This window comes from Vreelandella sulfidaeris Esulfide1, from assembly GCF_054072535.1.
Window position 1 is genome coordinate 1,530,363 of the sequence record NZ_CM133364.1, and the last position, 13,384, is coordinate 1,543,746.

The 13,384-nt window shown below is 53.9% G+C and carries 11 protein-coding genes; 4 read left to right on the forward strand and 7 right to left on the reverse strand.

Annotated features, from left to right (window positions below; genetic code table 11):
- Positions 1 to 30: 30 nt before the first annotated feature.
- The 3 genes from rng to tldD are packed head-to-tail and all read left to right on the forward strand — an operon-like array spanning position 31 to position 6,799.
- Positions 31 to 1,494 (forward strand): ribonuclease G, encoded by a 1,464-nt coding sequence (gene rng / locus ACW44H_RS07015; RefSeq protein WP_457508021.1) that lies wholly within the window; start codon positions 31 to 33, stop codon positions 1,492 to 1,494.
- 2 nt (positions 1,495 to 1,496) lie between these two features.
- Positions 1,497 to 5,351: a YhdP family phospholipid transporter gene (locus ACW44H_RS07020; RefSeq protein WP_457508023.1), complete on the forward strand. Its 3,855-nt coding sequence runs from the start codon at positions 1,497 to 1,499 to the stop codon at positions 5,349 to 5,351.
- The gene (gene tldD, locus ACW44H_RS07025) at positions 5,348 to 6,799 is read left to right on the forward strand and encodes a metalloprotease TldD (protein WP_457508025.1); all 1,452 of its coding nucleotides are present in this window, start codon (positions 5,348 to 5,350) and stop codon (positions 6,797 to 6,799) included. Before ACW44H_RS07020 ends, tldD begins: the two co-directional genes overlap by 4 nt.
- A 51-nt stretch (positions 6,800 to 6,850) precedes the next feature.
- On the opposite strand, the gene yjgA is transcribed toward tldD, so the two are convergent.
- Positions 6,851 to 7,384 carry a ribosome biogenesis factor YjgA gene (gene yjgA / locus ACW44H_RS07030; protein WP_113268194.1) on the reverse strand — a complete coding sequence of 178 codons (534 nt, stop codon included), beginning with the start codon at positions 7,382 to 7,384 and terminating at the stop codon, positions 6,851 to 6,853.
- Positions 7,385 to 7,492: 108 nt separating this feature from the next.
- On the opposite strand from yjgA, the gene pmbA reads away from it, so the two are divergent.
- Positions 7,493 to 8,833 (forward strand): metalloprotease PmbA, encoded by a 1,341-nt coding sequence (gene pmbA, locus ACW44H_RS07035; protein WP_457508027.1) that lies wholly within the window; start codon positions 7,493 to 7,495, stop codon positions 8,831 to 8,833.
- A 17-nt stretch (positions 8,834 to 8,850) separates the two neighbouring features.
- On the opposite strand, the gene ACW44H_RS07040 is transcribed toward pmbA, so the two are convergent.
- From ACW44H_RS07040 to lptB, 6 genes are all read right to left on the reverse strand, one after another.
- Positions 8,851 to 9,120: an HPr family phosphocarrier protein gene (locus ACW44H_RS07040; protein ID WP_113268192.1), complete on the reverse strand. Its 270-nt coding sequence runs from the start codon at positions 9,118 to 9,120 to the stop codon at positions 8,851 to 8,853.
- Between the two features lie 44 nt (positions 9,121 to 9,164).
- A complete protein-coding gene (gene rapZ, locus ACW44H_RS07045; protein WP_457508029.1) occupies positions 9,165 to 10,097 on the reverse strand; it encodes an RNase adapter RapZ in 933 nt (310 codons plus the stop codon).
- A gap of 89 nt (positions 10,098 to 10,186) precedes the next feature.
- Positions 10,187 to 10,657 carry a PTS sugar transporter subunit IIA gene (locus ACW44H_RS07050; RefSeq protein ID WP_113268191.1) on the reverse strand — a complete coding sequence of 157 codons (471 nt, stop codon included), beginning with the start codon at positions 10,655 to 10,657 and terminating at the stop codon, positions 10,187 to 10,189.
- Positions 10,658 to 10,661: 4 nt separating this feature from the next.
- A complete protein-coding gene (gene hpf, locus ACW44H_RS07055) occupies positions 10,662 to 10,970 on the reverse strand; it encodes a ribosome hibernation-promoting factor, HPF/YfiA family (RefSeq protein ID WP_113268190.1) in 309 nt (102 codons plus the stop codon).
- A gap of 98 nt (positions 10,971 to 11,068) precedes the next feature.
- Complete coding sequence (locus ACW44H_RS07060) at positions 11,069 to 12,484, reverse strand: RNA polymerase factor sigma-54 (protein ID WP_457508032.1); 1,416 nt, start codon at positions 12,482 to 12,484, stop codon at positions 11,069 to 11,071.
- A gap of 143 nt (positions 12,485 to 12,627) precedes the next feature.
- Positions 12,628 to 13,377 (reverse strand): LPS export ABC transporter ATP-binding protein, encoded by a 750-nt coding sequence (lptB, locus tag ACW44H_RS07065; protein WP_113268188.1) that lies wholly within the window; start codon positions 13,375 to 13,377, stop codon positions 12,628 to 12,630.
- Positions 13,378 to 13,384 lie beyond the last annotated feature (7 nt).

Genomic DNA, 13,384 nt, shown 5'->3' on the forward strand with positions numbered 1-13,384 from the left:
AGGAATACGTCAACCAACAAGGAATTTTGCATGAGCGGTGAAGTTCTCATCAATTTAACGCCAATGGAAACCCGCGTAGCGCTGGTTGAAAATGGCGTTTTGCAAGAGGCACTGATCGAACGTTCCCGTCGGCGTGGTATCGTGGGCAATATCTACAAAGGCAAAGTAGTCCGTGTACTGCCTGGAATGCAGGCTGCCTTTGTTGATATTGGCTTAGAGCGGGCGGCGTTTATTCATGCCCATGAAGTAATGCCTCCCGGCACGCCCCCAGATGAGCAGCAAACCATTGGGCAGTTGCTTCACGAAGGGCAGGCGCTAGTGGTGCAAGCCACCAAAGACCCGATTGGTAGTAAAGGGGCGCGCTTAACTACCCATCTGTCGATTCCTTCTCGTTATTTGGTCTATATGCCGGACTCCCCGCACCATGGCGTATCGCAACGTATCGAGGATGAGCGTGAGCGGGAGCGTTTAAAAGCACTTCTGGATAGCAGTGTGGCAGAGCAAACGCTGGAAGTGACGGGTGGCTTTATTGTCCGTACCGCTGCCGAAGGGGTGGGCGATGAAGAGCTCAAAGGCGATATGCACTTTTTGCTACGGCTATGGCGCAAAGTGAGCGAGCGTAAAGTAACCGCAACGCCACAAACTGTCATTTATGATGATTTACCGCTATTTATGCGTACCCTACGCGATGTCATGCGCGATGATATCGAAAAAATACGCATTGATTCGCGAGAGAATTTCGTCAAGTTGGTGGAGTTTGCTGAAGAGTTTATGCCCGATGCGGTTGAGCGTATTGAGTACTATCCCGGTGAGCGCCCTATCTTCGATCTTTACAGTGTCGAAGACGAGATCCAAAAAGCGCTGGGGCGTAAAGTACAGCTGAAATCGGGTGGCTACTTGGTGATTGATCCCACCGAGGCGATGACAACTATTGATGTTAATACCGGTGGTTATGTCGGCCACCGTAATCTTGAAGAGACCATTTTCAAGACCAATCTTGAAGCGGCCACCGCCATTGCCCGCCAGCTCCGGTTGCGTAATCTGGGTGGCATTATCATTATCGACTTTATCGATATGGTTGATGTTGAGCATCAGCGCCAAGTATTGCGTGTCCTTGAAAAAGCCTTAGAGCGCGATCATGCTAAAACCAAGTGTACGGGCGTCACCGAGCTTGGTCTTGTTCAGCTTACGCGTAAACGCACCCGGGAGAGTTTGGAGCAGACACTCTGCGAAGCCTGTCCTACCTGCAGCGGTCGCGGAACGCTTAAAACCCCAGAAACTGTCTGCTATGAAATCTTTCGCGAGATTCTGCGCGAAGAGCGTGCTTACAGTGCTGAAACCTACATGGTGCTAGCCTCGCAACCGGTCGTTGATCGTTTATTGGATGAGGAGTCAGCGGCGGTGGCAGACCTGGAAACCTTTATCAATAAAACCATTCGTTTCCAGGTTGAGCAGCACTACTCCCAAGAGCAATACGATATCGTACTGATGTAATCATGCAGACTCGTTCGCTGGTGCGTTGGAGTTTATTGATTGCAGCCTGGCTACTGGGCAGCACCGCTGTGCTGCTGCTTCTACTCCGCTTGGCCATTAGTCAATCCGACGCGCTAACCCCGCGCATTGAAGCGCTGCTTGAAGCACGTATTGGCGTGCCGGTGACTATTGAGCATTTATCGCTCTCGCTCGCCCGTAATGATCTGTTATTACGGCTCGATGGCCTGCATGCAGAAACGCCCGATGGCCAAGCGCTGTTTTCTTTGCAGCATGCGGGGCTGCGTTTGGATACCTGGGCGTCGCTTGCCAATTGGGCCCCCATTTTCAGCGATGCCCGGATAAGCGGTACCGAATTCCACCTTTATCAAGGTGAGGGTGCCGCTTGGCAGTGGCCTAAGCCTGCCGAGTTGCCACTATTGATGGAGGCTGAGCCGGATGTCGATCTGGCTACTATCGATGACTGGGCAGGTCTCGTTCTGCGTCAACGTCTATGGGTGGATGATACACGCGTGGTTCTGCATGGCCGACACGACACAGTGATGCTGCATGCGCAAACCCTGCTCTTGACTGGCGATGAGCGACGCACCCGGCTGGAAGGCGCCATCAATATTGCTGAATCTCTCCAGCAAGCCCGCAAGGTGGCCCTTCCCGCCGCTGAAATGAAGGTTGAAATGCAGCCTGGCCAACGGGGCTTTAGCGATTTTTCGGCAGCGTTTCAATTGGATATTCAGCTTGATCAGCTAGTCGTCTTGGGGGATATGTTTCGGCCCGATCATGCAGCCTATTTAGAACAGGCCGGGGGCAGTGCGCGGCTGTGGGGTCGTTGGCGTGCCGGGCGGCTTGAAGAGGCCCGCGTCGCCGTCGACGTACCACAGTTAACGCTTCGCCATAATGTACAGTACGCAGTATTAAGAGACATTGAAGCCAATGGCCTGTGGCAACGCGACGGTGAAGGAGGTGAGGCATGGCTAAGCGGCGATGCGGAAAGCGTCGAGTGGGCCCAGCCCCCCGGCGGCAGCGTGGGACCGGCCCTACCACGCCACTGGCACGCCACGCATCAGCCTGGGGAGTGGGAAGTACGTACCAGTGCCTTTGAGCTCGCCTCACTGACCGCTTGGCGTGACTATGTATTGCTCCCCGAGTCCGTCACGCGAGTATTGCAAACCCTCGCTCCTCGGGGGCAAGTCGAGGGGTTGCATGTGGGGCAGCAGGAGGGTCGCTGGGGTGTGGACGCGGCGCTAACGAATGTAGAAGTCTCGCCGTGGCAGCATGCACCGGGTGGTGGCCCATTGGACGCCTGGGTGCAAGCGCGTGACTTTCGCGGCCGTGTACTGTTTAGCAGTCACGGCGACAGTACGCTCTACTTCCCCGAATTTTTTGCTGACCCTATGCAACTCCGACGTGCCGAAGGGGAAGTGGAGTGGGTGTATGACGGGCCCAACACGATGGTAAGCGGTAAGCGGCTCAGCGTTGACTGGGATGGTGCCCAGGTGGTGGGAGGCTTCGGTTTAATAACAGGCAATCAGCGCGGCCATTTTGGTTTAGACCTGGATTTTAGTGAAGTGGATGCGTTAGAGCGCCCGCTGGCCCAGTGGTTGCCGCTTAGCGTAATGGATGATGACCTTCGGGACTGGTTGCTCGATGATATTGGTGGCTACGTCACCGAGGGATCGCTGCAGTTAAGCCAGCCGCTAGGAAATGATGTCACCACTGAAGATTTTACCGCCACACTTGAGTTGGCGATTACTCAAGGGCATTTACCGATTGCACCTGGCTGGCCGAGCCTTGATGATGTTAAAGGCCGCCTCATATGGCAAGACAGAGTATTAGAAGCTGAAATAGAGCATGCCCAGAGCCATGGCGTCACTGCTTCAGAGGGTGAGTTGGTGATGGAAAATGACACGCTTAATCTTTCAGGCCAATTACAAGCTGATGGGACAGCATTAACGGCATTTCTGCAGACGATGCCTGATATAGACCTTTCTCAATTAAGCGATTTGAGCGTGACCGGTGACGTTAACGGCGATATTGCGCTGTCGCTACCATTGGACATCCCCGAAGCACTGCAATTGGAAATTAATGCGCTTCCAAGATTTTCCGAAGTCGTTTACCAACCGTTGGATTTACCCCTTCAAGCGGTTGAGGGAGATCTTGCATGGCTCCAGAACGGCGAGAGCCGCGGGCTCGTCGGCGAAGCCAGTGGCCAATTGCTAGGTGGGGAAATAGCGGCAGATTTCAATACCCAGCGCGACGCAATAGCGTTGCAGGGTAATCTTGCTACCTCCGAGCTTTTTGAACTGGCGGGAGTGAGTGGCCGCCAGGGGCGGCTACCGCTTGAAGGGCAGCTGCAGTGGCAGGGCAACATCAGCCTATTGCCGACGCCCACCCTGCGAATGGATAGTCGCCTAATGGGCATCACCAGTCGCTTGCCTGACCCTTTTACCAAGACTGCCCAGCAGCCATGGCCTTTGACCGTTACTGCTGATATTGATAGTGGACGCATCGAAAGTCGTTTGGCAGATATTGCTTCTGCACGCATTCAGCAGCGCAATGGCTCAATGGCCGGGTCGCTATACTTAGGCAGTAAAGCAGAGAGCGCACATGCCTGGCCTAATCAGCCTGGAATTACCATCAATGCCAATATACCGCAGCTTGACCCGCTAGCGTGGCAGCAGGCGATCACACCGTTAATGGTAGACGAGGCGCCTACATCATCTAGCGAGGGTACTCAAACGCCGTTAACGTTTTCATTAACAACACCATGCGTGGTTTACCAGGAGGAGTGTTTAGGGAGTTTTAGCGCGAATGGTGGCGTTAACGGTGGCTTTGTTGATATGGGGTTGAGCGGTAATCTTGTCACTGGGCGTTTACAGTATAATGCACAATCACCGCAGCCCTTAGACATGGCCATTGAAGCATTGTCACTTGATCGCTTATTGGCGTTAGCGAACGTACAACATGCTAGTGATGCACCTACCCCAGACTCCTGGCTAAAAGCGGTTGAAACCCAGCGCGAGGCGCCTGCCGCAATTCCAGATTGGCTGGCTGATGTGCCCAATGGGCGCTTGCGGTTAGCCGAAATTGCTATGGGGCCACGTCGCTTTGGCCCTTTAACGGCCTACTGGAAAACTGATGATGAGCGGTTTTCGCTCACGCCCGTTGGCTTAACTCTGGGTCAGCTTTCCGCTCGCGGCGAGCTACACTGGGAGGGAGATGCTGCCTCCAGCCATACCTGGGCGGACATTTCTATCCAAGGCGGTGATATAGGGACAGCCCTTGAGCGCCTTGATCAGCCTGTGGCCATGCGCAGCCGCAGCACTGATGTGGTTGCCTCTCTGGATTGGCCGGGGGCACCCTGGCAACTGGCGCTAAGACATGCCGATGGCTATATCAGTACGGATATCCGCGACGGCAGCTTTGTTACACTGGAGTCCGCACCGGCGCGTCTCATCGGCTTACTCAATTTTGATAATATTTTGCGCCGTTTGCGCTTGGATTTTTCTGACGTTACCGGCCGAGGTACAGCGTTTGATCGTGTCAAAGGTACGGCTGATGTCACCGGTGGGCTGCTCACGCTACGTGGCCCATTGCAAATTGATGCCCCGGCCACCACTCTAACGCTTACTGGCAATGCCAATCTGGCGACACGTGAACTTGACCAGCGACTTGGCGTCACACTGCCAGTGACGCAAAGTTTACCGATCGCGGCCATTGCCGTTGGTGCGCCCATCGTGGGCGGCGCGCTGTTCCTCGCTGATCAGTTGTTTGGCGACGCCTTAGATCGCGCCACGACACTCCATTATCGCGTGCGAGGTCCTTGGACTTCGCCGCAGGTTACTTTAGAAGGCCCCCAATGACCGCATATAAAAGTGATGTAGATACGGCTGCAGCCATCCTCTTGACGCCTGGAGGGCTGGATTTGGATGCCCTGGAAACAGGGTTGGACTACGCCATGGGCGCGGGCATTGACTACGCCGATCTCTATTTTCAGCGCACCTGGCAAGAGGGGTGGGTACTGGAAGATAGCGAGGTGAAAGAAGCGAGTTACAATATTGATGGTGGTGTCGGCGTGCGCTCATTGGCGGGCGAAAAAACCGGCTTTGCCTACTCAAACCAAATTACCGCCGATGCATTAATGGATACCGGTCGTACGGCGGCGGGCATCGTGCGCAGTGGCAAACGTCTGCCTGGGCAGTTGGTTCAGCCTGTGACAGCCATGTCGCGCTATGCCGGTATAGATCCGTTAGCGGGGCTAAGTGCTGAAGATAAAGTTGCCATGTTGAAACAGGCTGATCGAGTGGCGCGTGCCGCTGATCCGAGTATCAGCCAGGTGAGCGCCTCGCTCTCGGGTACCTATGAGGTGGTATTGGTCCGGGCCAGTGATGGCACGTTGGCTGCCGATATTCGCCCACTGGTGCGCTTCAATGTCAGTGTCATTGCGGTTAAAAACGGTCGCCGTGAGCGCGGCAGTGCGGGAGGCGGCGGTCGATACTCCATGGCGAAGCTGCGCGATGACCAAGTGGCGGAACTGTACGCTAAAGAGGCGGTTCGTCAGGCGCTGGTCAATCTTGAAGCCATTGATGCCCCCGCTGGGCAAATGCCTGTGGTACTGGCATCAGGTTGGCCGGGAATTTTACTCCATGAAGCGGTGGGGCACGGCCTTGAGGGTGATTTCAATCGCAAGGGTAGTTCCGCTTTTGCCGGGAAGATGGGTAAACGCGTCGCGGCCAAGGGTGTCACGATTGTGGACGATGCCACCATAGCGGATAGTCGTGGAGCAATGAGCGTGGATGACGAGGGTACACCGGGTCAATACACACCGCTCATTGAAGACGGTATTTTAACCGGGTATATGCAGGACAAGCTCAACGCGCGGCTAATGGGGATGGCACCCACTGGGAATGCGAGACGTGAGTCCTTTGCCCATCTACCGATGCCGCGTATGACCAATACCGTGATGCTCGCCGGCCAAGATGAGCCCAGTGATATTATCAAAAGCGTTAAACGAGGCATCTATGCGGTGAGTTTCGGTGGCGGTCAGGTGGATATCACCTCAGGTAAATTCGTGTTCTCCGCCAGTGAAGCCTACCTGATTGAAGACGGCAAAGTGACAGCGCCGGTAAAAGGGGCAACGTTAATTGGTAATGGCCCGGAAGCGATGCAGCGGGTCTCTATGATTGGTCATGATATGGCGTTGGATACCGGTATCGGCGTATGTGGCAAAGAGGGGCAGGGGGTACCAGTAGGTGTCGGCCAGCCCACGTTGAAATTGGATGAGCTGACCGTCGGTGGAACCCAGTCTTAAGTTCGTTCTTAAGGAGGCTGTTTTTAACGAGCCGCCTTTAAAGAGCTGCCTTTAAAGAGCTAAGGTTTCTCGCAGGTGTTTGAAGAGCTTGCGCGAGCTTGTGGGTGGTTTGCCCTGCTCGCGCTCACGCTGTGCATTGCGAATCAATTGACGCAGCGTCTGGCGGTCCGCATTCGGGTACTCGGCCATAAACTGGTCGACCGCCGCATCGCCTTCGTCAATTAAGCGATCACGCCATTTTTCGAGGCGGTGAAACGCGTGGTCGCGCTGCTCCTGCTCTTGGTCAATTGCGTCGAACACGCCTTGAATAGCGGTGAGATCCTCTTTACGGATTAATTTGCCGACGTACTGCATATGCCGACGGCGGCCTTCGTGAGAGCGAATACGAGAGGTTTCTTCGATAGCACGCAGCATATCATCAGAAAGGGGGAAACGGGCGCGCTCTGCCGGTCGCATGGCGATTAAGGTTTCCCCAAGTGCCTGTAAGGCATGCATTTCGCGTTTGAGTTGCGACTTGCTTGGGCGTTCTTCCTGCTCTTCTGGTTCATTAGTACTTGGGACGGTATCGGGACGTTGCTTACGCATAGTGTGACTCATAGACAAGATTCGTTGCGGCATTATACCAGCTGCGAGAACAACATTGATTCGCCGAAGACATTCTGTTGAAAGACAGTCGGTGGAAAAGGAGGTTATATGGCACAGGCATTTGATGCATCCGCGCAGCAGGCGTTATTGACCGCGCGGGCCGAAGAGGCGCTAGCGCTGGCAAAGCGCATGGGCGCAGATGCTGCTGAAGTAGGCGCAAGCGTTGACCAGGGTATAGGTGTCAGTGTGCGCCTGGGTGAAGTTGAAACGGTAGAGTTATCGCGCGACCAGGGTATTGCCGTTACGCTTTACGTTGGTCAGCGTAAAGGCAGCGCTTCATCGACTGATGCCAGCAGTGCCTCGATTCAGGCAGCGGTAGAGAAAGCGTTGGCGATCGCCCGCTATACCGGTGAAGACCCGGCCGCTGGGCTGGCCGATGCATCGCTCATGGCGTCTGAGCTGCCCGATCTAAAAGTGCACTACCCATGGTCACTCACAACGGATGAGGCAATCGAGCTGGCACTTTCCTGCGAGCAGGCGGGGCGCGATGTAGAAGGCATCTCTCAGTCGGATGGTGCGTCACTCTCCAGCGGCGAAGGGGTACGCGTTTACGCCAATAGTCACGGTTTTTTAGGCACCCAAAAAGGCAGCAGTCATTCACTTTCATGTATGCTGATTGCCCAGGATGCGAGCGGTATGCAGCGCGACTACGATTATACGTCTGCGCGCGATCCGAAGGCGCTACGTGACCCGGCCGAGGTCGGTCGCGAAGCTGCGGTGCGTACGCTGCGAAGACTCGGCGCTAAACGCCCACCAACAGGCACCTTTCCAGTGCTGTTTGACCCGTCGTTGGCCAGCGGTCTGATTGGCCATCTGCTCGGTGGGTTAGCCGGTGGCGCGCTTTACCGTCAGGCCTCGTTTTTGTGCGACCGGCTCGGCACGCCGCTGTTTCCCGATTGGTTTAGCCTTGAAGAAAGACCAATGGAAGTAGGCGCTACAGCGAGTTCGCCGTTTGATGGTGAGGGCGTGCAAACTCGAAATAATCGCTTTATCGATCAGGGCCGCATAGCCAGTTATATGCTCTCTTCGTACAGCGCTCGAAGGTTAGGTATGCAAACCACGGGCAATGCTGGTGGGGCGCGTAACGTGCGTTTAGCGACACCGCTGCAATCCCGTGAAAGTCTATTGCAAGAAATGGGGCGGGGTATTTGGGTAACCGAGTTGATGGGGCAGGGCGTTAACGGTGTTACCGGTGATTATTCCCGTGGGGCAGCAGGTTTTTGGGTCGAAAACGGCAAAGTACAGTACCCGGTCGAAGAGTTTACGATTGCCGGAAAACTGGAGCGGATGTTTGCTGGGTTAGTGGGTATTGGTGATGATACCGATACCCGTGGCAGCGTACACACGGGAAGCTGGTTAATAGATGCAATGACGGTGGCTGGTGACTAACAAGTAAAAGCGGGCGGTTACTGATCTTCTTCAAAACGGGCTTCGAACAGCGCTTGAATAGCATCAAGCGCCTGTTCGGCGTCGTCCCCTTCTGCATTGACCTTTAGCTCAGTTCCGCAAGGGGCAGCTAGCATTAGCAATGACATAATATTAGCGGCGTCGGCCACCTGATGTTGCTTGTAGACCCGTATTTTTGCCGTGAAATGTTGGCCGCATTTAACCAGTTTAGTGGCTGCGCGTGCATGTAAACCGCGTTGGTTTGTGAGTGTGAGTATTCTTTCTGGCACCCTGGTTCCTTTTCGCCGAGTGGTGTCATTATGGGTAGAGGCACTTAAGAGGTTTCTTGTCGCTCGTCGCTGTAATCATTGCTGGCTAAAGGTACGGTTGGCTGACCTCCCAACGTATATTGCAGCCCTAGTTCGCGATGACGTAATTGAATCTCGCCTATGCTGTGTGCCAGTCTCTCAGCTAATTGTTCGACCATATAGACCGAACGGTGTTGGCCACCCGTGCAGCCAATAGCGATAGTCATGTAGCTGCGTTGGCTATTCTTATAAGCAGGTAGCCAACGTTCAAGCCATGCCTGAATATCGTCTCTCATGGCATCAACAATCGGGTAGCTGCTTAAAAAAGCCGCAATATTAGCGTCGCGTCCAGTGAATTGACGTAGCGTGGGATCCCAGTAAGGATTAGGCAAACAGCGCACGTCGAATACCAGATCGGCGTCTAACGGTACACCCCGTTTGTAACCGAAAGATTCAAGTGTCAGTGTCAACTTATCGCGCCGTTGGTGCGCTACTTGGTCGGTAATGCGTCGACGTAAATCGTGTACCGATAAGCGTGATGTATCGATGAGTAAGTCGGCTAGATCACGAATATCGTGCAGTGTTTCTTCTTCTTTATTAATCGCCTCTTCCAACGTCATTTCACTATCGCGCGTCAGCGGATGGCGCCGTCGCGTAGCGGAGTAACGTTCAAGCAGTATACGCGCATCGGTCGTCAGGTAGATGACTTGAAAATCAATCTTACGCTGGCATAGCTCCTCTAACAGCGAGGGCAGACGCTCCAGTGCACCGGGTAGGTTGCGAGCATCGATGCTGACCGCCAAGTGGGTGCGGCCTCCCTGGTGGCGTAGTTCGTCAACCAACGACCCCAGCAGCATGGCGGGAAGATTATCAATGGCGTAATAGCCAAGATCCTCGAGCGCTTGTAAGGCAATAGATTTACCTGACCCTGAGCGGCCGCTAATAATCACCAGTTGCATAGAGTCTCTCTTTGCTTTGATCAAGCTGCGTTGAGGGTGGTAAGCGGAAACAGTTGTTTGAACTGCTCAAAAACAGGTTTGTACGGCCCTCAGGTTGCTGATTGCTCACGAATCTTGCCAGTAATCAGCTCAAGTAGCTCACGCTGGCTGCCTGCTTTACGCAACTGCTGACGTGTGTCCGCATCATTCATAATGGTCGCCACCTGGCCTAGCAGAGAAAGGTGCGTATCATCGGCTTCTTCCGGCACTAGCAGTACAAACACCAGATCTACCGGGTCGCCGTCGATAGCATCAAAATCAATCGCTTCTGCCAGTTTTAAAAACCCTGCGATAGGGGCAGAGCAGTGTGGGCTGCGCGCGTGGGGAATAGCCACACCGTTACCAATACCTGTACTGCCTAAGCGCTCTCGACCGATTAAACGGCTAAACACTTCTTGACTGTCCAGGCTGGGAATATTTTGGGCAATAAAGGTGCTGAAAAACTCCAGCACCCTTTTTTTGCTGCCCCCGGGTACGTCGAAGAGGACACGTTCCGGGGGGAGTATGGTTTCCAACGTCATTGAATTAACGCACACCTGCGCCTTGGGCGCGGGCTTGTGCTTTTTCCTTATGTTTAACGAGTTGACGGTCAATTTTGTCCGCTAGTGCGTCAATAGCGGCGTACATATCACTGTCTATGGCTTCGGCATGTAAGTCAGCGCCTGCAGCATGCAGTGTACAGGCGGCATGCTGGCGCTCCTTCTCTACTGATAGGGTGACTTGCACCGTGGTTATATTGTCGTAATGGCGCTCTACACGTTCAAGCTTTTCGTTGACATAGTCACGCAAGGCGTCGGTCAGTTCTACGTGATGACCAGTGATATTAACTTGCATTGACGTACTCCTTATCCATCGGACTGTACTTCGATTGTAACCCTTTTTGCCGCGTTGCAAAGCCCTTGTCGAGAGTTTCCCTGAGAGGGTGACGAGTGCTAGCGCAAACGGCGCCGTTCACTGGAGGAGGGAATGCCCATCGCTTCGCGGTATTTGGCCACCGTGCGACGTGCCACCTGGATGCCCCCCTCATCTAAGAGCGTGACTAAGCGGCTATCCGAAAGCGGCTTGCCAGGCGGCTCTTCTTGGATCAGTTTCTTGAGCCGTGCGCGGATAGCCGTACTGGAGTGGCTATCGCCATCCTGCCCACTTACCTGGCTCGAGAAAAAATATTTGAGCTCAAAAACGCCCCGCGGTGTATGGATATATTTCTGAGTAGTTACCCGTGAAATAGTCGACTCGTGCATTTCCACGGCTTCGGCGATATCGGCGAGTATTAAAGGTTTCATCGCTTCTTCGCCATGCTCTAAAAAGCCAATTTGTCGGGTGATAATTTCACGGCCAACACGTAGCAGCGTATCGTTGCGGCTTGAAAGACTCTTAATCAGCCAGCGAGCTTCCTGAAGATGCTCTTTAAGAAACTGGTTGTCCTGACTTTTGTCTGCACGCTTTATCAAGCTGGCATAGTCAGGTTGTATCCGCAGCCGTGGCAGCGCCTCGGGGTTGAGTTCTAAATGCCAGCCTTCATGGTCATGGCGTACGACGAGATCCGGCGTTACGTAGCTGTCGTCGGTATCGCCATAGGCGCTGCCTGGGCGTGGATCAAGACTGCGTATTAGCAAAATGACATCCGCCAACTGATCATCATCAAGCCCCAGTCGGCGTTTTAGCAAGCGCATGTCATCTTTGCCCAACGCTTCAAGAAACTGTCGCACTAAGCGGCGGGCGGGGACCAGTAGCGGGGTATCATCAGGAAGGGCCGCTAGCTGCAGCATTAGGCATTCACGCAGGTCGCGGGCAAAGATACCCGTTGGCTCAAACTGCTGGAGCTTGAGCAAGATGGTTTCTACCTCGCGCTGGCTAAGTCCGTCAATGCCTTGAGCGCGAAGCCCTTCACGGATGTCATTGAGCGGTTGGGTTAAATAGCCGTTAGCGTCTAGCGCATCGATTAAGCTCTCCGCAACCTGCTGTTCACGCTCGCCAAAATCGGTCATCGCCAGTTGCCATAGCAAGTGCCCATGAAGGCTCTGGCCGGCAGCCTGACGCTCAAAGTCGGGCCCTTCACTACTGCTGGCGCCGTGACTTCCGATATCCTGGTAGGTATCTGACCAATCGCTATCTACTGATAATTCGGTGGGAATACTCTCGGACCACTCTTCTTCTTTAGGCTCGCTGACGGCCTGTTCGCTAAATTCATCTTCCTGTTCCAACAGGGGGTTGGCGTCTAAGGCCTGCTGAATTTCTTGACGAAGGTCCAGCGTTGATAGCTGTAACAGGGCGATGGCCTGCTGCAGCTGAGGTGTCATGGTCAGCTGTGTGCCGATACGCAGTTGTAGAGAAGCTTTCATGACCATCTGAGAACCACTCGTTATTCAGAATCCTCCACCCTAGTGCGAGTGAGGACCAGGTGCAAGTGCAATAAGCATGCCATTGGTGGTAAAGTCATTGTAGAGCACTATTTATAGGCCAAAAATAAGCGTCAGAATTAAGAAAAGCCTTACAGACGAAAGTCAGCACCCAAATAAACGTCTCTCACCTTCTGGTTTGTGAGAATGGCATCTGGAGAGCCGCTAGCGATGATTTGACCATCACCCACGATATAGGCGATATCACAAATATCGAGCGTTTCACGCACATTGTGATCAGTAATTAGCACACCAATATGGCGCTGCTTTAGCGCACGGATGATGGTTTTTATCTCGCCTACCGAAATGGGGTCTACGCCAGCAAAAGGTTCATCAAGCAAAATAAAGGCAGGCTCTGTCGCTAGTGAGCGTGCGATTTCCACGCGCCTTCTTTCCCCGCCCGATAGGCTCATGCCTAAATTGTCGCGAATATGCGTGATATGAAAGTCTTCCAGCAAAGCCTCTAAGCGCTGTTCCCGATCGCTGCGGTTAAGCTCTTTGCGGGTTTCGAGTATCGCCATAATATTATCGGCAACCGATAATTTACGGAAAATAGATGCCTCTTGGGGAAGGTAACCAATTCCCGCCGCTGCGCGCTCATGCATGGGAGCGCGCGTTAAGTCCACATCGTCGATGCCTACCTCGCCAGCATCGGATTTCACCAGCCCCACAATCATATAAAACGAGGTGGTTTTGCCCGCCCCGTTGGGGCCGAGCAAGCCCACAACGCTACCTTGGGAAATTTCTATATTGATGTCTTTAACCACTCGGCGCCGCTTGTAGCTTTTTGCCAAATGGTGAGCATAAAGGGTTTTAATCGGTGCGGTATCTGCTGTTGCCACGGCTTGG

Bases quoted from the DNA above. Each gene is read 5' to 3' on its own strand.
- ACW44H_RS07050 (WP_113268191.1), bottom strand. From the start codon at position 10,657: ATGACGTTGGAAACCATACTCCCCCCGGAACGTGTCCTCTTCGACGTA.
- yjgA (WP_113268194.1), bottom strand. From the start codon at position 7,384: ATGCGTAAGCAACGTCCCGATACCGTCCCAAGTACTAATGAACCAGAA.
- hpf (WP_113268190.1), bottom strand. From the start codon at position 10,970: ATGCAAGTTAATATCACTGGTCATCACGTAGAACTGACCGACGCCTTG.
- ACW44H_RS07060 (WP_457508032.1), bottom strand. From the start codon at position 12,484: ATGGTCATGAAAGCTTCTCTACAACTGCGTATCGGCACACAGCTGACC.
- ACW44H_RS07020 (WP_457508023.1), top strand. From the start codon at position 1,497: ATGCAGACTCGTTCGCTGGTGCGTTGGAGTTTATTGATTGCAGCCTGG.
- rng (WP_457508021.1), top strand. From the start codon at position 31: ATGAGCGGTGAAGTTCTCATCAATTTAACGCCAATGGAAACCCGCGTA.
- tldD (WP_457508025.1), top strand. From the start codon at position 5,348: ATGACCGCATATAAAAGTGATGTAGATACGGCTGCAGCCATCCTCTTG.
- rapZ (WP_457508029.1), bottom strand. From the start codon at position 10,097: ATGCAACTGGTGATTATTAGCGGCCGCTCAGGGTCAGGTAAATCTATT.
- pmbA (WP_457508027.1), top strand. From the start codon at position 7,493: ATGGCACAGGCATTTGATGCATCCGCGCAGCAGGCGTTATTGACCGCG.